Genomic DNA, 19,858 nt, shown 5'->3' with positions numbered 1-19,858 from the left:
GGCTCAACTCGGCCATTTTATTGCTCCTGTTCTCAAGATTGCGCTTCAACAGCCGCAATCCTCCAAAACAGAAGCTTCACCCGCAAACCGACCCGCCAAATGCCGCGTCAGCGGCTTCGTTCAATCCTGAATGTCGATTGGTCCTAGCGCATGGCCCGACTTTCGGGAGCGCGCGCACTCGCCAAGCGGCATGCCTATTGGCGATTTCCGCTCGTAGCGGTTTCACCCATGTCGCCGCCGAGCAGGCGCGTGACCCGTTTCAACGCGTCTGAAAGCTGCTGGGCTTCGTCATCGGCAAGGCCGGCCGTCAGGCGGGCGAGGTCTTGGTTCGCCGTCATCTGCAACCTTGCCAATGCCCGATTGCCGCAGGCCGTCAGGGACAGGCGGCGGCGATGCCGGTCGTTCGGGTCGGCGCGCATTTCGGTCAGGCCGGTAGCCGCGAATTTTCGCAGGATACGCGTGAGATAAGTCGGTTCGAGCCGCAGCTCCCTGGCCATTTCGGAGGCCGCCGGCCCGATATCGAGATGGAACATCCGCGCAAGAAAACCCGCCGTGCCACCCGTATCGGCAGCAGGAGCGCCCGACCTGCGATCCAGCTCGAACAGCACCCGCGCCTCGGTCAGCGTATAGGCACTGTGCGTCAAGGTCTCGTCGAGCAGCCCGATCAGGCCGGTATAGAACCGGTTGAAGCGGCGGATGTCGCCGACCAGGGCATTGCGTTCGACCGGCATGTCAGGCCTTCCTCAAACGATATCCGCCGCTGGACTCATCCTCAATTATTTGATCAAGTCAACTATTTATTGGATTGAGTCATCCATCTGCAGCCTAGGACGTGAGCATTCGGCCCCCGCGATCCCGATGGAAGCGGCTTGCATTCGCCGGGTGAAGCGCCAGATTCATGTGCACAATTGCATGGAGACGCTTCGGGGCGAGCGATGAATGATCGGCAAAGGGCCGTGCAGGCGCGCGTTTTCGGCAGAGTGCAAGGCGTCAGCTACAGGGTCTGGGCGCGAAGCGAAGCCATCCGGCTCGGCCTTGCCGGCTGGGTGCGCAACGAAAGCGATGGTTCGGTGACGGCGCGGATGGCCGGAGCCGACGCCGCGGTCTCGTCAATGATCCAACGCCTCTGGAAAGGCCCGGCGGGCGCATCGGTCTCGCGCGTTGACGTCGAGGAACTCGACTCCTGGACCGCGCCAACGAGCTTCACGATCGTTGTGTGAACAGGGCACGCAGATTGCGCCCTCTTGAATTAATTGAACGTTTGTTTTATTATTTGCCTCGATGAGGTGAGCATGGCCCGCACGACAGGTTCCGATGGCGAAAAGACCGAGGCTGCCGTCCGCGAGGCGGCGGTCAGCCTGATCGCGCGTCTCGGCTATGAAGCGATGTCGATGCGCCAGTTGGCCAGCGAAGTCGGCGTACAGGCGGCCGCGCTCTACCGCTATTTTCCGACCAAGGAAGACCTGCTGTTCATGCTGATGCGCGAGCACATGGAGGGCCTGACCGCGGCGTGGACAGCGGCGCGCCCCGCGACGGCCGACCCGGCGGCGCGGCTCGCCGCCTATGTCCGGAACCACATCGCCTTCCACATCGAACGCCGCCACGCCACGCATGTCTCCAACATGGAGTTGCGCAGCCTGTCGCATGAGCGGCTGACGCAGATCCTGCGCCTGCGCACGGCTTACGAGAAAGAACTGCGCGCCATCCTGCGCGACGGCGTGGAGACAGGCGCTTTCGACATCGACGACACCGGCCTGACCGCCATGGCGCTGATCCAGATGATGACCGGCGTCATCGTCTGGTTCCGGCCCGGCGAGCGGCTGTCGATCGCCGAGGTCACGGCGTCATATCTTTCGATGACAATGCGCCTCGTTGGCGCGAGGATCGACACTGGTACCTACAACGCCGCGCGTCCCTTCGGACGCGCGAAGGACGCTGTAGCACTTTGATTTCACGCATGATCCCTTCCGAAAATCGAAGTCGATTTTCGGGGTCATGCGGCAGGAGGAAAGGCATGTACACGAACACGCTCAGCTTCGGGCTTGACGAAGACATCGAGGCGCTGCGCGACCTGGTGCGGCGCTTCGCCCAGGACAGGATCGCGCCGATCGCGGCCGAGATCGACCGCTCGAACGAATTCCCGGCGCATCTGTGGGCCGAGCTCGGCGCACTTGGCCTGCTCGGCATCACCGCCGATCCCGATTTCGGCGGCACCGGCATGGGCTATCTCGCGCATGTCGTGGCGGTGGAGGAGATCTCGCGCGCCTCGGCTTCGGTCGGCCTTTCCTACGGCGCCCATTCCAACCTGTGCGTCAATCAGATCAACCGCTGGGCGACGCCGGCGCAGAAGGAGAAATACCTGCCGCCGCTCTGCAGTGGCGAAAAGGTCGGCGCGCTGGCGATGTCGGAATCCGGCGCCGGCTCGGACGTGGTATCGCTCAGGCTGCGCGCCGAAATGCGCAACGACCGCTATGTGCTCAACGGCTCGAAAATGTGGATCACCAACGGTCCGGATGCCGAGACTTTGGTGGTCTATGCCAAGACCGATCCGGAGCGTCACTCGCGCGGCATCACCGCTTTCATCGTCGAGAAGGCGATGGCCGGCTTTTCCGTGGCGCAAAAACTCGACAAGCTCGGCATGCGCGGCTCGAATACCGGCGAACTGGTGTTCGAGAATGTCGAGGTGCCATTCGACAATGTACTGCATGAGGAAGGACGCGGCGTCGAGGTGCTGATGTCGGGCCTCGACTATGAGCGCACAGTGCTTGCCGGCGGCCCGATCGGGCTGATGGCGGCCTGCCTCGACGTGGCTATCCCTTACGTGCATGAGCGCAAGCAGTTCGGCCAGCCGATCGGCGAGTTCCAGCTGGTGCAGGGCAAACTGGCCGACATGTACACGGTGATGAACGCCGCCCGCGCCTACGTCTACGCCGTGGCCGCCGCGTGCGACCGCGGCCAGACGACACGCAAGGACGCCGCCGGCTGCGTGCTGTTCGCCGCCGAAAAGGCGACTCAGATGGCGCTCGACGCGCTGCAGTTGCTCGGCGGCAATGGCTATATCAACGACTATCCGACCGGCCGACTGCTGCGCGACGCCAAGCTCTACGAGATCGGCGCCGGCACCAGCGAAATCCGCCGCTGGCTGATCGGCCGCGAGATCATGGCGGAGGGGGTGTGATGCTCCCCTCCGCCACCTCAGCCGAATGCCCTCGGCAGGTCAGTGGTGGGCCTGGCGACGACCTGATGCGAATCGCGCCAGAGAACCTCGCGCTGTTGCCAGGACGTAATCGACCGTACCGGCAAGCCGCCTTCCTCGATCAGCCATGCACAGTAGCGGGCGCGGCTGATTGCTTCCCTGGCACCCGGATCGAACCAGCAGATGCCCCAGATCGAATTGCGGCGCCTGAAATGCCGGCCAACCCGACCGGGAACGGGCAGGTGCTCGTTGAACCAGTCGAACTGGTCCTGCAGTTCGTCGTGAATCCAATCGGGGCAGCCGTTCCGGTACAGATACCAGGACGCCCGGAAAAAGCCGGTCTCCACCCGGCTTCCGGATGGATCAGCGGCGTTACAAACCGCACATACATGATGACACCCACGGCACGCGCAGGCGCCGTGTCCTCTTGCTCAAATTTGGGATGTGGAATGCCGCCCTTCGGCGGCGCTAGCCCAATGCCGAAGGGAGACGTCTTGTGAAATGCATGTCCATGCCTTTCATCTTTGCCTCCAGAGGGTGTCGCTCAAAAATGAACGCCGCATGCTAAGCAAGACACGCGACGTTCGGGGGCGCGCTGATACACCGCTTCCGCTGCGGCATCAAGGTGAGGAAACGACGACAAAATGGCCACGCTGCAAACCCAAATCTCCCCTTCCTCCGAAACCTTTCACGCCAATGCCGAGCGCATGCGGGCGCTGGTTGCCGACATCGCGGAGAAAGCGGTGAGCGTGGAGCGCGGCGGCTCGGATGAGGCGCGCGAGCGCCACCAGGGCCGCGGCAAGCTTCTGCCGCGCGAGCGCCTTGCCCAGTTGCTCGACACCGGCTCGCCCTTCCTCGAGATCGGCCAGTTCGCGGCCTGGTCGATGTATGGCGAGGACATCTCCGCGGCCGGCCTCATCGCCGGCGTCGGCCGTGTCGAGGGCACCGAGGTCATGGTCGTCGTCAACGACGCCACGGTGAAGGGCGGCACCTATTACCCGTTGACGGTGAAGAAGCACCTGCGCGCGCAGGAGATCGCGCTGCAGAACAATCTGCCCTGCGTCTATCTGGTCGACAGCGGCGGCGCCAATTTGCCCAACCAGGACGAGGTGTTTCCCGACCGCGAGCATTTCGGCCGCATCTTCTACAACCAGGCCAACATGTCGGCGGCGGGCATTCCGCAGATCGCCTGTGTCATGGGGTCGTGCACGGCGGGCGGCGCCTATGTGCCGGCGATGTCGGACGAGACGATCATGGTGCGCAACCAGGCGACCATCTTCCTCGGCGGCCCGCCGCTGGTGAAGGCTGCCACTGGCGAGGACGTTAGCGCCGAGGAACTCGGCGGCGCCGACGTACACACGCGGCTCTCCGGCGTTGCCGACCACTACGCGATGGATGACGAACACGCGCTGGCCATTTGCCGGCGCATCGTCAAGAACCTGAATCGGAACAAGGCCGTAAGCCTGAACTTACAGAAATCGAATCCACCGCTTCACGATCCGCATGAGCTCTACGGCATCGTGCCGACGGATCTGCGTCAGCCCTATGATGTGCGCGAGGTGATCGCGCGTGTCATCGACGGTTCGGAGTTCGACGAGTTCAAGCAGAACTACGGCACCACATTGGTCACCGGCTTTGCCCATCTCCACGGCATGCCGGTCGGCATCATCGCCAATAATGGCGTCTTGTTTTCCGAAAGCGCGCTGAAGGGCGCGCATTTCATCGAGCTTTGCTGCCAGCGCAAGATCCCGCTGGTGTTCCTGCAGAACATCACCGGCTTCATGGTCGGACGCAAATACGAGGCCGGCGGCATCGCCAAGGACGGCGCCAAGCTGGTCATGGCGGTCGCCACCGCCAAGGTGCCGAAGGTCACCATGATCATCGGCGGCTCGTTCGGCGCCGGCAATTACGGCATGTGCGGCCGCGCCTATTCACCGCGCTTCCTGTGGATGTGGCCGAACGCCCGCATCTCGGTGATGGGTGGCGAGCAGGCCGCAACGGTGCTGGCCATGGTCAAGCGCGAGGGCATCGAGCGCAAGGGCGGTGAGTGGAGCGCCGAAGAGGAAGCGAAATTCAGGAAGCCGATCCTGATGAAATACGAGCATGAGGGTCATCCTCTCTATTCCTCGGCGCGGCTCTGGGACGACGGAATCATCGACCCGGCGAAGACGCGCGAGGTGCTGGCGCTAAGCCTCTCGGCCGCGCTCAATGCCGAGATCGAGGAGACACGCTTCGGCGTGTTCAGGATGTGAGATGAGCGAAGTCGGCAGCAGGATCAGTGTCCACACCGGCGACATCACCAAGCTGGCTGTCGACGCCATCGTCAATGCCGCCAATTCGTCGCTGCTCGGTGGCGGCGGAGTAGATGGCGCAATCCACCGAGCGGCCGGTCCCGAGCTTGAGGTCGAATGCCGGATGCTGAACGGCTGCAAGACGGGCGACGCCAAACTCACCAAAGGGTACAGGCTGCCGGCCCGCTACATCATCCACACGGTCGGACCGGTCTGGCAAGGCGGCGGCAAGGGTGAGGCCGAACTGCTCGCCTCCTGCTACCGCCGCTCACTCGAACTTGCCGCGGGCCGAGAATGCCGGACGGTGGCGTTTCCGGCGATCTCCACCGGTGTCTACCGCTACCCGAAGGATGAGGCGACGGCGATTGCCGTCGCCACGGTAGACGCCTTCATGGAGAAGAACACGGCTCCAGAAGCCGTCATCTTCTGCTGTTTCGACGAGCAGACAGCCGAACTATACCGGCAGGTCGTTGCTGCCCATCGTGGAGCCTAGACTGCATGGCCGAAGCGACCGATCCACAGCTCGAAGTGCGATTTTTCATTCCAGAACTGGCGGCGCCGGAAATTAGGCGCTATTGCTCATCCTGCACTTTCCAATGGGCATGGGGTGAAAATGGAACTGAAATACTTTCGCAAGACGACTGTCTCGATACTTGCAGGATTGCTTATATTCGCGATACCCGGCGTCGGGTCGACGGCATCTCTGGCTGGAAACAAGGGCGATATTCATTTCCACCCGACTTTGTCGGGAAACCCGAAATCCGATTGCACCAAGGCATACAATGCCTATGTGGCGGCCAGCGGCCACTCGGCCTATGCGACCACCCCCTACATGCGGGTGACGTCGATCTACATCATCTGCGGCGCGCATCTGAATGCGCAATCGCAGAAGGCGGCCGAGGACCTGGCGATGAAATCCTGCAAGGCCACCCGCGCTCATTACAAGGTGACAACCGGCGGAGCTTGCGAGATCGCAGCTTCCAAGTAGGCTGGTTCCTGCCAGACTGGCGCCGCCCGAAGCAAACCCGGGAGGCTCCATGTTCGCCAAGATCCTGATCGCCAATCGCGGCGAGATCGCCTGCCGGGTGATCCGCACCGCGCGCAAGATGGGCGTGTGCTGCGTCGCCGTCTATTCCGACGCCGACGCCAAAGCCATGCATGTCACGATGGCCGACGAAGCCGTGCATATCGGCGCCTCGCCGGTCGGCGAAAGCTATCTGCGCGGAGACAAGATCGTCGCCGCGGCCTTGGCGACGGGCGCGCAAGCGATCCACCCAGGCTACGGCTTCCTTTCGGAAAACCCCGACTTTGTCGACCAGGTGACCGCGGCGGGGCTCACCTTCATCGGCCCGTCGGCGGCCTCGATCCGCGCCATGGGGCTGAAGGACGCGGCCAAGCGGCTGATGGAAAAGGCTGGGGTGCCAGTGGTGCCCGGCTATCATGGCGAGGCGCAGGAGATCGTGCTGCTCGCCTCCAAGGCGCGCGAGATCGGCTATCCCGTGCTGATCAAGGCGCGCGCCGGCGGCGGCGGCAAGGGCATGCGGCGGGTCGAGCATCCCGACGATTTCTCCGAAGCCCTGTCGGGCGCGCGCCGCGAGGCCAAGGCGGCGTTCGGCGACGACCGCGTGCTGGTGGAAAAATATGTCGACAAGCCCAGGCACATCGAGGTGCAGGTGTTCGGCGACAATTTCGGCAACGCCGTGCATCTCTACGAGCGCGACTGCTCCGCGCAGCGCCGCCACCAGAAGGTGATCGAGGAAGCGCCCGCTCCCGGCATGACGCCGGCATTGCGCAAGGCGATGACGGAAGCGGCGGTGAAGGCCGCCAAGGCGATCAGCTATTCCGGCGCCGGCACGATCGAGTTCATCGTCGATGCCTCGCAAGGGCTGAAGGCGGACCGCTTCTGGTTCATGGAGATGAACACCCGCCTGCAGGTCGAACATCCCGTCACCGAAATGGTCACTGGCACCGACCTGGTCGAGTGGCAGCTCAGGGTAGCGGCCGGCGAGAAGCTGCCGAAGACACAGAGCGAAATAACGCTCTCCGGCCACGCCATCGAGGCACGCATCTATGCCGAGGACGCGGCAAAGGGATTCCTGCCGGCGACAGGCACGCTGCATCATCTGAAATTTCCCGACGCAGCACCCGAAGGCGCTACCATACGCATCGAGACCGGCGTGCGGGCGGGCGATGCGATCTCGCCCTTCTACGACCCGATGATCGCCAAGCTGGTCGTGCACGGCAGCGACAGGCAAGCGGCACTCGATGCGCTCGGCTCCGCGTTGTCGCAGACCGAAATCGCCGGCTCGACGGTCAACACCGCGTTTCTTGCGGCGCTTGCCACCGATACGGATTTTTCGGCCGGCGATGTCGACACCGGTCTGATCGGCCGGCATCAGGAGGCGCTGACCGTCGTCCCGCCGCCGAGCGGCGAGACCGTCGCCGCGGCAGCGCTCGCGGCGTCTGGTGCCGGAGTTCAGGCGCCGTCCGACGATCCCTGGTCATCGCTTTCCGGCTATGCGCATTTCCACACGGTGGCGCGGCGCACGCGGCTGCGCCATGGCGAGGAGGATATCCTCGCGCGGGTTTCGGTGCGGCAGGACGGACGCTTCGAGGTCGCGCTGGACGCTCCCTATGAAGCTGTCAATTCGCACGATCTTCGCGCCGTCCCTCGCCTCGCCCGCTGGCCCGGCCACATCACCGTGTTCGAGGGCGCGACCAGCTACAATTTCGCGGTGCCGGATCCGCTGGCCAAGACGGACGAAGCCGCCGCCGCTTCAGACACCCTGCGAGCACCGATGCCTGGCCTGGTCAAGCTGGTGCGCGTGGGCAAAGGCGACGCCGTCACCAAGGGCCAGCCACTGCTGATCCTGGAAGCAATGAAAATGGAACACACGATTGCCGCGCCGCATGACGGCGTGATCGCCGAGATCGCGGTCGAGGGCGCGCAGGTCAGCGACGGCACCGTGCTGGTGCGCTTTGCCGAGCAGGACCAGGGATAGCTGCCCGAAAATGAAAATGGCCGGGCAAGCCCCGGCCATTTCCAACTGTCAGGTAGAGAAGATCACGGCTGGATCGGCGCATATTTGCCGTCGTGCCACTGGTTGATGTCGTAGCTGGCGTTCTTCAGGTCACCCTTCTCGTCGAAGGTGACCTGGCCGACAACGGTGCTGATCGGCTGGCCGTTCTTCAGCGCTTCGGCGACCTTGGCCGGGTCATCGCTGCCGGCGCGCTTGATGCCTTCGGCAAAAGCCTGGACCACGGCATAGGAGAACAGCGTAAAGCCTTCCGGCACGAAGCCGCCGGCCTTGATCTTGGCGATGGCGTCCTTGGCTTCGGGCTTGGCCTGCGGGTCCGACGGGAAGACGAACATGGTGCCTTCGCCGGCCGGGCCGGCGATCTGCCAGAATTCCGGCGAGGCGATCGAGTCCGGCATGATCAGCTGGAACTTGACGTTCTGCTCGGCAGCCTGGCGCAGGATGAGGCCGGCTTCGGGGTGGTAGCCGCCGAAATAGACCACGTCTGCCTTCAGTTCCTTCAGCTTGGTGACGAGAGCCGAATAGTCCTTCTCACCGGCATTGATGCCTTCGTAATTCACCTCGTTGAGGCCGCCGGCATTCATCGTCGCCTTGACGGCGTCGGCAACGCCCTGGCCGTAGGCGCTCTTGTCATGCAGGATGACGACGTTCTTGCCGGCGTATTTCTTGGCGATCCACGGGCCGATGAAGGCGCCCTGCGCATCGTCGCGCGTATAGAGGCGCATGATCGTCGGCCAGCCGGCCTTTGCCGCGGCATCGGTCAGCTCCGGATTGGATGACGCCGGGCTCATCATCAGCGTACCGGCTTCGGCATAGACGGCCGAGGCCGGAATGCTCGAACCCGAGCAGGCATGGCCGTCGACGAACTTTGTGCCGTCGGCGACGATGCGGTTGGCGACCGAAACAGCCTGCTTCGGATCGCACTGGTCGTCCTGGATGTCGAGTTTGATCTTGTTGCCGTTGACGCCGCCGGCGGCATTGATGGCGTCGGCGGCTGCCTGTGCGCCCTGCTTGAACTGGTCGCCGATGTTGGCGAGCTGGCCGGTCATCGGGCCGACCACCGAGACGGTGATGTCGTCGGCGAACGCAACCGATGCGCTCATCATCAGGCCCAATACGGCCGCGCTCAAAATACCCAATTTTTTCATGGTGATAGTGCTCCTCCACTCACGCGCGACCCTTCCGGCCACGCTTCTTCCACAGAGGCGGGACAATTTCACCCTTCGCCCGACATGTCTTGGCGCATCGCCGGCACTCGATTGGGCCTGCGCTGTGTCACCGCCGAACATACTTCAGTCATCGACGAGGTTTGGTCTTGTTGTATGACCATGATCTTGGCCGGGCCGAAACAGCCAAAAGCCGCGCCGGCCTTGTCCCGGCCGGTCGCGGCTTTTGCCAATGGAGCTTCCCCGAACGCCCCCGCGCCGCGAAACCCCGCTTACTTCCCTGCCTGCCGCACGGCTTGACCGGATTTGGCCTGCCGTGTTCTTGGTCTTGTTCGTATGGCCGTCTTCTCGCGACCTTGTCCCTGGTGGGCCGGCCGTCTTTCGCGGCCTTGACCAAAAGCGTTCCTGCCCCGTGATCTCACTGCACCTGATCTTCGGGCACCGGGAGCCCGGTGCTTAGTGCATCGTCATCCATTCGCGCGCTTCGCGCAGCGCCTTGGCGATCTCGACCTTGGACATCGCGGCCGACAATTCCGAGCGCAATTCCGCGGCGCGGACCGAACCCTTAATGGCGGCGATGTTGAACCATTTGTGGGCGGCGACGACATCGGTCTCGCAATCGCGGCCGGTCGCATACATCATGCCCAGTTCGAAAAGAATGTCGGCCTGGGCAGTTGCCCCCATGGCGCCGAAGCCGGCTTCAAGCATTTCAAAACGTGCCATTTCAAATCCCCTGTCTGGCTCCCGAGAGCTGCCTCCTTCTGTCCCTTGGTGTCCCTTGGGGGGCCGCTCTTTCGATGCTTTCGAGAATGCAGCCGAGCCTTGAATCCGTCGTTAAATGGCGTGCTTAATTTGAGGAAAACAAAGCTAAAACAAGAGGTAAACACGGAAATTCGTTAAGGATACAAAGCCAGCTATTCTGCCTTCTTGCGAAAAATTTGACGAAAATTCCGAGACCGGGGATCAAGACTCCGCTAACCACGAGAACCAAAGGCCCTGCTTAGATCGCTTCATTTGTTCGCCGACGGGTAGCTAATAAATCCCGCAACCTTCCGTGGCGGCACCGCTTTTGTTTTTCCGGCAGCTGGATTAGCTTACGTTTGCGTAAGGGGCGGGAAGGCGGAACGGAGCCCCACCGGAAACCCATAGGGAGGATAGACATGTATCAAAAACTGAGCCTGGCCCTGGCGGCCACATTGATCATGGCGGGTGCTGCATGGGCCGACCCGATCGAAGGCAATTGGAAGACACAGGCCGGCGATACCGCGGCCATCGCTGGCGGCGGCTCATTTTCGATCACGCTGAAGACCGGCAAACATGCCGGCAAGACCATCGGCTCGCTCAAACCTGCCGGCGACAACAAATATGCCGGCAGCATCACCGATCCGGCAAACGACAAGACCTATTCCGGCAAGGCGACGCTTTCGGGAACCTCGCTCAAGATGAGCGGCTGCGTGCTCGGCGGGCTGATCTGCAAGAGCCAGACCTGGCACAAGCTCTGATCGTCTTCATCGCCACAGAATGAGAGAACGGGGCCTTCGCGGCCCCGTTTCTTTTTTTGCGCCGACCCCGCTGCCGGCTGCCGGTCGGTGCTTTGCGCTGCCCAAGCAGCGGATCGCGGCCTCCAGACCGGGCCGTCGCGCCGCGTCAAAGCCGCGTCAATCAATTTGAACGGCAGATGAACGCCGGCATCAGAGCCGGTTCAGAGGCACTCGGGCATTCTCCTCGGCATTGAAGGAGGACACCACGCCAATGCTCGCTCGCCGCTTCACCATCGTCTGCCTGCTGATGAGCCTGTTCGGCATGTTGTTCGCCATTCTCGTCGCCGAAGCAGGCCGTCCGGCCCGCTCCTGGGACGCGGCCAATTCCTGCAGCTTCGGCTGTTCGAACCATCTTCGCCACTGAAACGACAAAGCACCAGAAACCCAGAGAAAAGCAAACGACCATGAACCGCACCGCCACCAGCGCCCTGATGATCCTTCGGCTCCTGCCGCGGACAGCGCTCATCCTGACGCTTCTCGCCGCCCCGGTGCTGGCCGTGCCGATGATGCGCGCCGATCCCGGTTCGACGATCGAGGCGCCGGCTTTGAAGAAGACCGGCGTGGGCTTTGTGTTGCTGGTCAGCCTGCAACGCGGTTGAAGAAAAACACTCGCTTCAGCCGGGTTCGGCCCGCCTCCCCCTCCCAAGCGCTCTTCCAAGTCTCTATATTGAGCCATGGAAAAGCGAATCTACCCCCAAGCTATCGAATCGGTCGTCATGCCGGAGCCTTTCGGCAAGGAGAGCTTCGACGACGCCAAGAAGGCGGTCGCGGCCTTGCAGGTGCTTTACGACCGCAACACCAAATTCCTGCGTGATTCCTTCACGGCGCTGGCCGCAGGCGGCGACAACAACAAGCGCTACCGTGCCTTTTACCCCGAGATCGGCGTCACCACGAGTTCCTTCACCCAGATCGACTCGCGGCAAGCCTATGGCCATATGCCGACGCCGGGGCATTTCTCGACCACCATCACCCAGCCAATGCTGTTCGAGAGCTATCTCATCGAACAGCTTCGCCTGATCATGCGCAATCACGGCGTTCAGGTCACCGTTTCGGAATCGACCACGCCGATCCCACTGCATTTCGCCTTCCTTGAGGGCACCCATGTCGATGGCGCCGCCGCCGAGCGCATCAAGCGACCGATCCGCGACCTGTTCGACGTGCCTGACCTCGACGGAACCGACGACCAGATCGCCAACGGCACCTTCGAAGTGGCGTTCGGCGAGCCGCGGCCGCTGGCGCCGTTCACGGCGCAGCGCATCGACTATTCGCTGCACCGGCTGTCGCATTATACGGCGACCACTCCGCAGCATTTCCAGAACTTCGTGCTGTTCACCAACTATCAGTTCTACATCGACGAGTTCGTCGGCCGTGCGCGCGAGTTGATGGCCAATGGCGGCGGCGGATATGCCGAGTTCATCGAACCAGGCAATGTCGTCACCCGCCCCGGGGCAAGCATGCCCGGCGAAGGCACGCCGCCGCAGCGCCTGCCGCAGATGCCGGCCTATCATTTGAAGAAGCCGAACCATGGCGGCATCACCATGGTCAATATCGGCGTCGGCCCTTCGAACGCCAAGACGATCACCGACCATATCGCGGTGCTCCGCCCGCATGCCTGGGTGATGCTCGGCCACTGCGCCGGGCTCCGCAACACGCAGGCGCTGGGCGACTATGTGCTGGCGCATGCCTATGTCCGGGAAGACCATGTGCTGGACGACGACCTGCCCGTCTGGGTGCCGATCCCGCCACTGGCGGAGATCCAGGTGGCGCTGCAGGAGGCGGTCGCCGAAGTCACCGGGCTGTCCGGCTACGATTTGAAGCGCATCATGCGCACCGGCACCGTCGCCACCATCGATAACCGCAACTGGGAACTGCGCGACCAGCGTGGACCGGTGCAGCGGCTGTCGCAGTCGCGGGCGATCGCGCTCGATATGGAATCGGCGACCATCGCCGCCAACGGCTTTCGCTTCCGGGTGCCCTACGGCACGCTGCTTTGCGTCTCCGACAAGCCGCTGCATGGCGAGTTGAAGCTGCCTGGCATGGCGACCGAATTCTACAAGCGGCAAGTGGCGCAGCACCTGACCATCGGCATCAGGGCGATGGAAAAACTGGCCGAGATGCCGATGGAAAGGCTGCATTCGCGCAAGCTCCGAAGTTTTTCGGAGACGGCCTTCCAGTAGGCGCGGCCCGCAGGCTCCCCGCGAGGCATTTGGTCATCTTGATTGGGCCGCATTTTGGCCGATAAACAGGCTGGACACCTCGGCGATGCAAACCCTGGTCTGATGGCACGCGTGCGAAACATGATGGCTTCGATGGCGTTCCCGGCAATGCTGGGTCTCTCGGTCGCGCTGGTGGCCGGGTTTTTTGGCACGTTGCATCCGGCTTTCGATTCCTTTTCCCACTTCCGCGTCCATCTGGCCGTGCTGATGGCACTGTGCGCCTTGCCGCTGCTTGCCACCTCGTTTCGGCTGCAGGCGGCCGCGGCGCTCGTCTTTGCGCTGGCGGCCTTCGCCACCACGTCGAACGCCTTGCCTCGCCTGTGGCAGGTGCAGGCGGACGCCAAACCCGCCAACCAGATCGTCTACAGACTGCTGCAGATGAATTTGCGCTACGACAATCCGACGCCGAAGAAGGTGCTGTCGCTGATCGGTCGGACCAACCCCGACGTGATTACCCTCGACGAAGTGTCGGAGATGTGGACGACCGAGCTTGGCTATATCGCCAGCGCCTATCCCTACCGGATCCTCTGTCCCTACCCCAATGGCGTGTTCGGCGTTGCACTGCTGTCCAGACGACCGTTCGTCGCCGGCACCGAGCCCTTTTGTGAACGGCGCGGCGCGATGGCCATCGCGAAGGTCGATTTCGGCGGCAGCGCCGTCGATGTCGCAGCCATCCATCTCAGCTGGCCATGGCCGCGGGAACAATCATGGCAGATCGGTGAGTTGTCGCAGCAGCTGGCCTCGCTCGGCGAGACGGCGATCATGGCGGGCGACTGCAATGCCGTGCCGTGGAGCGCGGCCGTGCGGCGCGTCGCCTCGCTCGGCGGGCTGACGGTGATGCCCTCGGCCGGACCGACCTGGATCCTTCTCCGGTTGCCGGACTTCCTGCGGCGCTACGCCGGGCTGCCGATCGATCAGGTCTTCAGCAAGGGTGGCGTCGTCATCCATTCGGCGTCGCGGCTGGAGGACACCGGCTCCGACCACCTTCCGGTCATGGTCGAGTTCTCGCTGCGGCCCGATGATAAGAAGCCCAATGACGAGCATGAGACGGCGCTCGCCGCAGTGAGGCAGTCGGGTCAGACGAAAAGCTGACTGCCGCGATCCGTCACGCGGCCCTTTGTCCCGCCAGCATAGGTTGGTTCAGAGCCCACCCTTCAAGGCTTGATCAAAGCGATGATGAGGTGCTCGACATGACCACCGTTTCGATGCTCGCGGGCATCGAAAGCGTTCTGCTTCGCCTCATATACGGCATAGGCGGCTTCGATGCGCCGCCGCGCCTCGCGGCGTGTCTTGTAGCAGAACGGGTCGTCGGCAACTTTCAGCCCCCGGATCGACCTCTCGGTGGCGCGCATCATCTCCCTGGCGATGCGACCGTGGGTCTCCTCATGAGCGCGGACGCCAGTGAAGAACCGCTTCCAGCGCTTCTGGAGAGCTGGCGTCGTGGCTGAGGCGACACGGGGATACGTATAGAAAAGATTGAGCGTGCCGTTGGCCCGCCGCATGCGGCAGGCGCCATTGTCCTGGCCGGCGTCAAGGTCCCAATCGACGGTATAGCCGGTCTGCGCGATAGCATGCGTCATGAAGCCGTGCTTCGGCCCCTTGCGGCCCATGGACTGCATCAGCGCCAGCCCCGTGGTCCCGGTGATGTCATAAGTCCTGGTCTTGACCACCACCTTGCTGCCGCCTGAGGCGGCAGCAGCGGAACCGCACAGGGCGGTGATCGCCACAAGGCATGTCAGAACCGCCAAGCGCATTGGCCATCTCCGTATCATCCGAGAATGGAACCATAAGCGCGTGGCAGTTTCAACAGTCCCTAATGTCTCACATGTTCTGATAGACCGGCCCCTCTCCGGCATCTTTGCCGGCGCCGGTCGAGACGGCCCGGTCGGCGCGTGGCTTACAAGTTTTGATAGACCGGGCCTTCGCCGCCTTGCGGCGGTACCCAGTTGATGTTCTGGTTCGGGTCCTTGATGTCGCAGGTCTTGCAGTGGACGCAGTTCTGCGCGTTGATGACAAAGCGCACGTCCTTGGCCGTCGGGTCTGCGGCGGCGTTGCCGTCCTTGTCGACCCATTCATAGACGCCGGCCGGGCAATAGCGTGTCGAGGGCCCGGCAAAGACATCGTGCTCGGAGCGCTGCTGCAGGGCCATGTCGGCGACCAGCAGATGCACCGGCTCGTTTTCCTCGTGGTTGGTATTGGACAGGAACACCGAGGACAGGCGATCGAAGGTCAGCACGCCGTCGGGCTTGGGATAGGCGATCTTCTCGTGCTTGGCGGCCGGCTCAAGCGTCGCATAGTCGGCCTTGCCGTGTTTCAGCGTGCCGAAGGGCGAGAAGCCGAACAACGTGTTCAGCCACATGTCGAGGCCGCCGAGGCCGACGCCGATGATGGTGCCGAAGCGCGACCACAGCGGTTTGACGTTGCGCACCTTCTTCAGGTCCTTGCCGATGTCGGTCGCGCGCCACGCGGCCTCATAGGATGCCAATTCGTCATTGGCGCGCCCGGCGCCGATCGCCTCGGCGACATGCTCGGCCGCCAGCATTCCGGAGAGCACCGCATTGTGCGAGCCCTTGATGCGCGGCACGTTGACGAAGCCCGCAGCACAACCCATCAGCGCGCCGCCCGGGAAGGACAGTTTCGGCACCGACTGAAAGCCGCCCTCGGTGATGGCGCGCGCGCCATAGCCCAACCGCTTGGCGCCGGCGAAGGTTCCGGCGATGGCCGGATGGGTCTTGAAGCGCTGGAATTCCTCGAACGGCGACAGATATGGGTTCTTGTAATTGAGGTGGAGGACGAAGCCGACCGCGACCTGGTTGTCCTCGAGATGGTAGAGGAAGGAGCCGCCGCCGGTCTTCATGTCGAGCGGCCAGCCGAAGGAATGCTGCACCAGGCCCGGCTTGTGGTTCTCCGGCTTGACCTGCCACAGTTCCTTGAGGCCGATGCCGAACTTGGCCGGTTCGCGGCCCTCGGAAAGCTTGTATTTGGCGATCAACTGCTTGGCCAGCGAGCCGCGCGCGCCCTCGCCGATCAGCACATATTTGCCCATCAGCGCCATGCCCGGTGCGAAGCCCGGGCCGTGCGTTCCGTCCTTCTCGACGCCCATGTCGCCGGTGACGACGCCGGTGACCGCACCCGCATCATTGTAGAGCAGGCCTGCCGCGGCAAAGCCCGGATAGATCTCGACGCCGAGCGCCTCGGCCTTGGTCGCCAGCCAGCGGCAGACATTGCCGAGCGAGACGATGTAGTTGCCGTGATTGTTCATCAGCGGCGGCATCAAGATGTTGGGCAGACGGAACGAGCCGGCAGGGCCGAGAACCAGGAAATGGTCGTCGGTAACCGGCGTCTTGAAGGGATGCCCCTCTTCCTCGCGCCAGCCCGGCAGCAGGCGATCGATGCCGATCGGATCGACGACGGCGCCGGACAGGATGTGGGCGCCGACCTCACCGCCCTTTTCCAGCACGACGACGGAAAGCTCGGGATTGACCTGCTTGAGACGGATCGCAGCGGCGAGGCCGGCAGGGCCCGCGCCGACGATGACCACGTCGAATTCCATGCTCTCGCGTTCGATGTCGCTCATCAACCCCTCCGCACTGGCTTATCCCATCCGGGCATCTTGCTGGCTTATCCGCTGCATAGCGCATCAATTCGCGACGGGAAACCGGCGCTGACGTGACAACACCGATTTCGACAAAAAGTCGCGGCTGATGGGCAAGAACATCTTGCCTCCGCTTTTTCGTTTGGTCGACGGCTTGCTTATCGGCCATACTTCGGCCCATGCGCCCGCCTGAGCCATCCGGCTTTTCATTGTCGCGCTTTTTCTCCATGCCCGGCCAGGCCTGCCGCGTGGCTCTTCTGCTCCTTTCGCCGCTGGTTGCCACCGAGGCCCATGGCGAGCAGCTAAAGGTCTGGGCGACCGGCGCCTATTCCTTTTCCGACGAGCTCGGCGGCTTCCACATCACCGGCGTTTCGGGCATCGGCACCAAAGACGATCCGATCGTCATCACTGAAGAACTGAATTCGGCGACGCCGGTGACGCTGACCATCCGCACCACCAAACCGATCGAGGCGTTCGGCAGAGCCGGTGATGTCGCCAACGGCATCATGTACATGCGCATCGAAGTGCTCAACAATAGCGGCCAGGCCTGGGTGGAGTTCCAGTTCGAGTTGCAGGAGATCCTCAACCAGCCGAGCGTGTTCGGCGATGGCCTGTCGTTCGACCAGCGCAACAAGACGCCCGACAACATCGTATCGAGCAGCTTTGCCGATTTCGACCGCGACTTCGAACCCTATGACCGGCTGCTGTTCAAGAACGGCAAGATCGATCCGCTGCTGACGGGCCGCTTCGAATTCCTGATCACCGACTACACGCCGCGCTGGACGTTTTATATGGTGCAAGATCCGCGCATACCCACCGGGTGAAGTATGCCGCCATTCGGGAGCGATGCCGGCCTGCAGATGGTGATTTCCTGCGCTTCCGGTGCTCACGTGTTTTATGTACGCTCCGCTCCGGTTCTCGGAACCCACCTGTTTGGTCGCTTCGCGCCCGTCTTTGACGCACGGCCCGACCCGAATCTCGGCATACTTCAACGCACGGTCCAAACCTTGCAAATCAACGCGGCGCGGACAATGGTGGCGGCATGACTGCTGCCTCCCCCATCAACCGATCCGACCTCGCCGACTTGCTCGCCTTCTATGCCAGTGCCGGCGTCGACGACGCGCTCGAGGACGCGCCGGTGAACCGGTTTGCCGAGGCGGCGCCGAAGCGGTCGGAGCGCGCGCCGGCGACAGCCGCGCCAGCCGGCGAAAGCGCAGCACCAAGCCGTCCAGAACCACCCTCGCGCCCCGACATGAGCCGGTTGCCGGATGCCCCACCTGCCCGCGTGCCTGCCGGCACGGCGACGGTGCCCGACGAGGCGCAGGCCGCACTTGCACGACAACTGGCGGCGACGGCCTCGACGCTTGAGGAGCTGCGTCAGCACATGGCCGCCTTTGACGGCTGCAACCTCAAATTCACCGCCAAGAACCTGGTGTTCGCCGACGGCAACCCGAACGCGGAACTGATGCTGGTCGGCGAAGCGCCGGGCCGCGACGAGGACCTCGAAGGCCTGCCTTTCGTCGGCCGCTCCGGCCGGCTGCTCGACCGCATGCTGGCGGCAATCGGCCTCGACCGGACCTCTGCCTATATCGCCAATGTCATCCCGTGGCGGCCGCCCGGCAACCGCACGCCGACGCCGCACGAGACCGAGATCTGCCGTCCCTTCATCGAAAGGCAGATCGAGCTGGTCAATCCCAAGGTGCTGGTCAATCTCGGCGGCCCCTCGGCAAAGACCTTGCTCAACACCACCGAGGGAATATTGCGGCTCCGCGGCAACTGGCGCGTCCACACCACCGCGTCGGGCATCGCCATTCCGGCCATGCCGACCCTGCACCCGGCCTATCTGCTGAGGACGCCGGCGCACAAGAAGCTGGCGTGGCGGGATTTTCTCGAGGTGAAGGCGAAGCTGCGGGCGCTCACTTAGCGATAACCTCCCAGGTAATTGAAATGCGCCTCCCGCCGGCCTAGTCATGCACCCATGACAACAGCCCAGACCTCCGCCGCCGGCAGCCTGATCCGCGAATGGCGCACGCGCCGGCGCATGTCGCAGCTCGACCTCGCTATGGAAGCCGAGATCTCACAGCGGCACCTGAGCTTCGTAGAGAGCGGCCGTGCGGCACCCTCGCGCGACATGGTGCTGCATCTGGCCGATCAGCTTTCGATCCCGCTGCGGCAGCGCAACCAGCTTCTGCTGGCGGCGGGCTTTGCGCCGAGCTTCAGCGAGCGGTCGCTCACCGATGCCTCGCTGGCGCCGGCGATGGCCGCGGTCGAGACCGTGCTCAGGGGGCACGAACCCTTCCCGGCGCTGGCGGTCGACCGCCACTGGAACCTGGTTTCGGCGAATGCCGCCATCGGCCCGTTGCTGGCGGATGTCAGCGAAGCGTGGTTGCTCAAGCCGCCGGTCAATGTGCTGCGGCTCAGCCTGCATCCGGGCGGCGTCGCGCCGCGCATCGTCAATTTGGCGGAATGGCGGGCGCATCTCCTGGAGCGCCTGAAGCACCAGAACGATGCCAGCGGCGACCCGGTGCTGATCGAGCTGGAACGCGAACTGCGATCCTATCCGTCCGGCCTCAAGGGCGGTCGTCCTCTACCGGTCGAGTCTGATGGTATTGTCCATCCGCTGAAGCTCGCGCATGGCGACCAGGTGCTGTCGTTCATCAGCACCATCACCGTCTTCGGCACGCCGCTGGATGTGACCCTGTCGGAACTGGCGATCGAATCTTTTTTCCCGGCCGACGACCAGACGCGGGCGGTGCTGGTGCGGCTGGCGAAGGAGCGGGCGGCGAAGGTGTCGTAGCCGGAAAGGTCGCGGGGT

The 19,858-nt window shown here is 63.4% G+C and carries 22 protein-coding genes; 15 read left to right on the top strand and 7 right to left on the bottom strand.

Features of this window, described 5'->3' with window-relative positions; translation table 11 throughout:
- Window positions 1-194: 194 nt before the first annotated feature.
- Window positions 195-731, bottom strand: a complete 537-nt coding sequence (locus D3227_RS25120) for a MarR family winged helix-turn-helix transcriptional regulator (RefSeq protein ID WP_120016960.1) — start codon at window positions 729-731, stop codon at window positions 195-197.
- A 204-nt stretch (window positions 732-935) separates the two neighbouring features.
- Between D3227_RS25120 and D3227_RS25115 the strand changes: the two genes are divergently transcribed.
- The 3 genes from D3227_RS25115 (at window position 936) to D3227_RS25105 (ending at window position 3,178) form a co-directional block, all read left to right on the top strand.
- Window positions 936-1,220: an acylphosphatase gene (locus tag D3227_RS25115; protein WP_120016959.1), complete on the top strand. Its 285-nt coding sequence runs from the start codon at window positions 936-938 to the stop codon at window positions 1,218-1,220.
- Between the two features lie 72 nt (window positions 1,221-1,292).
- The gene (locus D3227_RS25110) at window positions 1,293-1,949 is read left to right on the top strand and encodes a TetR/AcrR family transcriptional regulator (RefSeq protein WP_120016958.1); all 657 of its coding nucleotides are present in this window, start codon (window positions 1,293-1,295) and stop codon (window positions 1,947-1,949) included.
- 65 nt (window positions 1,950-2,014) lie between these two features.
- Window positions 2,015-3,178 carry an isovaleryl-CoA dehydrogenase gene (locus tag D3227_RS25105; RefSeq protein WP_120016957.1) on the top strand — a complete coding sequence of 388 codons (1,164 nt, stop codon included), beginning with the start codon at window positions 2,015-2,017 and terminating at the stop codon, window positions 3,176-3,178.
- 17 nt (window positions 3,179-3,195) lie between these two features.
- On the opposite strand, the gene D3227_RS25100 is transcribed toward D3227_RS25105, so the two are convergent.
- The gene (locus D3227_RS25100; RefSeq protein WP_208646425.1) at window positions 3,196-3,543 is read right to left on the bottom strand and encodes a hypothetical protein; all 348 of its coding nucleotides are present in this window, start codon (window positions 3,541-3,543) and stop codon (window positions 3,196-3,198) included.
- A 297-nt stretch (window positions 3,544-3,840) separates the two neighbouring features.
- Here D3227_RS25100 and D3227_RS25095 point away from each other — a divergent pair, with 297 nt between their 5' ends.
- The 4 genes from D3227_RS25095 to D3227_RS25080 all read left to right on the top strand — a co-directional run bounded on the left by D3227_RS25095 (window position 3,841) and on the right by D3227_RS25080 (window position 8,489).
- Entirely contained in the window at window positions 3,841-5,448 is a 1,608-nt protein-coding gene (locus tag D3227_RS25095) for a carboxyl transferase domain-containing protein (RefSeq protein WP_120016956.1), read from the top strand.
- A 1-nt stretch (window position 5,449) separates the two neighbouring features.
- On the top strand, window positions 5,450-5,980 hold the full coding sequence (locus tag D3227_RS25090) for an O-acetyl-ADP-ribose deacetylase (RefSeq protein WP_120016955.1): 531 nt from the start codon (window positions 5,450-5,452) through the stop codon (window positions 5,978-5,980).
- A gap of 120 nt (window positions 5,981-6,100) precedes the next feature.
- Window positions 6,101-6,475 (top strand): hypothetical protein, encoded by a 375-nt coding sequence (locus tag D3227_RS25085; protein WP_120016954.1) that lies wholly within the window; start codon window positions 6,101-6,103, stop codon window positions 6,473-6,475.
- 49 nt (window positions 6,476-6,524) lie between these two features.
- Window positions 6,525-8,489, top strand: a complete 1,965-nt coding sequence (locus tag D3227_RS25080; protein ID WP_120016953.1) for an acetyl/propionyl/methylcrotonyl-CoA carboxylase subunit alpha — start codon at window positions 6,525-6,527, stop codon at window positions 8,487-8,489.
- 62 nt (window positions 8,490-8,551) lie between these two features.
- Here the strand turns inward: D3227_RS25080 and D3227_RS25075 are convergent, their stop codons facing one another.
- From D3227_RS25075 to D3227_RS25065, 3 genes are all read right to left on the bottom strand, one after another.
- On the bottom strand, window positions 8,552-9,673 hold the full coding sequence (locus tag D3227_RS25075) for an ABC transporter substrate-binding protein (RefSeq protein WP_120016952.1): 1,122 nt from the start codon (window positions 9,671-9,673) through the stop codon (window positions 8,552-8,554).
- A 68-nt stretch (window positions 9,674-9,741) separates the two neighbouring features.
- Window positions 9,742-9,924, bottom strand: a complete 183-nt coding sequence (locus tag D3227_RS25070) for a hypothetical protein (protein ID WP_120016951.1) — start codon at window positions 9,922-9,924, stop codon at window positions 9,742-9,744.
- A 223-nt stretch (window positions 9,925-10,147) separates the two neighbouring features.
- A complete protein-coding gene (locus D3227_RS25065) occupies window positions 10,148-10,414 on the bottom strand; it encodes an SEL1-like repeat protein (protein ID WP_006199745.1) in 267 nt (88 codons plus the stop codon).
- Window positions 10,415-10,851: 437 nt separating this feature from the next.
- Between D3227_RS25065 and D3227_RS25060 the strand changes: the two genes are divergently transcribed.
- The 5 genes from D3227_RS25060 to D3227_RS25045 all read left to right on the top strand — a co-directional run bounded on the left by D3227_RS25060 (window position 10,852) and on the right by D3227_RS25045 (window position 14,540).
- Window positions 10,852-11,193 (top strand): DUF2147 domain-containing protein, encoded by a 342-nt coding sequence (locus D3227_RS25060; RefSeq protein WP_120016950.1) that lies wholly within the window; start codon window positions 10,852-10,854, stop codon window positions 11,191-11,193.
- A gap of 250 nt (window positions 11,194-11,443) precedes the next feature.
- The gene (locus tag D3227_RS41755) at window positions 11,444-11,596 is read left to right on the top strand and encodes a hypothetical protein (protein WP_167480829.1); all 153 of its coding nucleotides are present in this window, start codon (window positions 11,444-11,446) and stop codon (window positions 11,594-11,596) included.
- Window positions 11,597-11,636: 40 nt separating this feature from the next.
- Window positions 11,637-11,831, top strand: coding sequence for a hypothetical protein (locus D3227_RS25055; RefSeq protein ID WP_120016949.1), 195 nt, complete (start codon window positions 11,637-11,639; stop codon window positions 11,829-11,831).
- 117 nt (window positions 11,832-11,948) lie between these two features.
- Window positions 11,949-13,409: an AMP nucleosidase gene (locus D3227_RS25050; protein WP_245451861.1), complete on the top strand. Its 1,461-nt coding sequence runs from the start codon at window positions 11,949-11,951 to the stop codon at window positions 13,407-13,409.
- 102 nt (window positions 13,410-13,511) lie between these two features.
- Window positions 13,512-14,540 carry an endonuclease/exonuclease/phosphatase family protein gene (locus D3227_RS25045; protein ID WP_120016976.1) on the top strand — a complete coding sequence of 343 codons (1,029 nt, stop codon included), beginning with the start codon at window positions 13,512-13,514 and terminating at the stop codon, window positions 14,538-14,540.
- Window positions 14,541-14,602: 62 nt separating this feature from the next.
- Here the strand turns inward: D3227_RS25045 and D3227_RS25040 are convergent, their stop codons facing one another.
- Both D3227_RS25040 and D3227_RS25035 read right to left on the bottom strand, forming a co-directional pair.
- Window positions 14,603-15,202, bottom strand: a complete 600-nt coding sequence (locus D3227_RS25040; RefSeq protein WP_120016947.1) for a DUF922 domain-containing protein — start codon at window positions 15,200-15,202, stop codon at window positions 14,603-14,605.
- Window positions 15,203-15,345: 143 nt separating this feature from the next.
- On the bottom strand, window positions 15,346-17,025 hold the full coding sequence (locus tag D3227_RS25035) for an electron transfer flavoprotein-ubiquinone oxidoreductase (RefSeq protein ID WP_120016946.1): 1,680 nt from the start codon (window positions 17,023-17,025) through the stop codon (window positions 15,346-15,348).
- 197 nt (window positions 17,026-17,222) lie between these two features.
- On the opposite strand from D3227_RS25035, the gene D3227_RS25030 reads away from it, so the two are divergent.
- The 3 genes from D3227_RS25030 to D3227_RS25015 all read left to right on the top strand — a co-directional run bounded on the left by D3227_RS25030 (window position 17,223) and on the right by D3227_RS25015 (window position 19,840).
- Window positions 17,223-17,867 (top strand): hypothetical protein, encoded by a 645-nt coding sequence (locus D3227_RS25030; protein ID WP_120016945.1) that lies wholly within the window; start codon window positions 17,223-17,225, stop codon window positions 17,865-17,867.
- Between the two features lie 218 nt (window positions 17,868-18,085).
- Entirely contained in the window at window positions 18,086-18,967 is an 882-nt protein-coding gene (locus D3227_RS25020; RefSeq protein WP_120016943.1) for a uracil-DNA glycosylase, read from the top strand.
- Between the two features lie 54 nt (window positions 18,968-19,021).
- The gene (locus D3227_RS25015) at window positions 19,022-19,840 is read left to right on the top strand and encodes a helix-turn-helix domain-containing protein (RefSeq protein WP_120016942.1); all 819 of its coding nucleotides are present in this window, start codon (window positions 19,022-19,024) and stop codon (window positions 19,838-19,840) included.
- Window positions 19,841-19,858 lie beyond the last annotated feature (18 nt).

Source organism: Mesorhizobium waimense (assembly GCF_003601975.1).
GTDB lineage: Bacteria > Pseudomonadota > Alphaproteobacteria > Rhizobiales > Rhizobiaceae > Mesorhizobium > Mesorhizobium waimense.
Note: the sequence above shows the minus strand (reverse complement) of the source record. Positions and strands in the feature narration are given on the sequence as shown.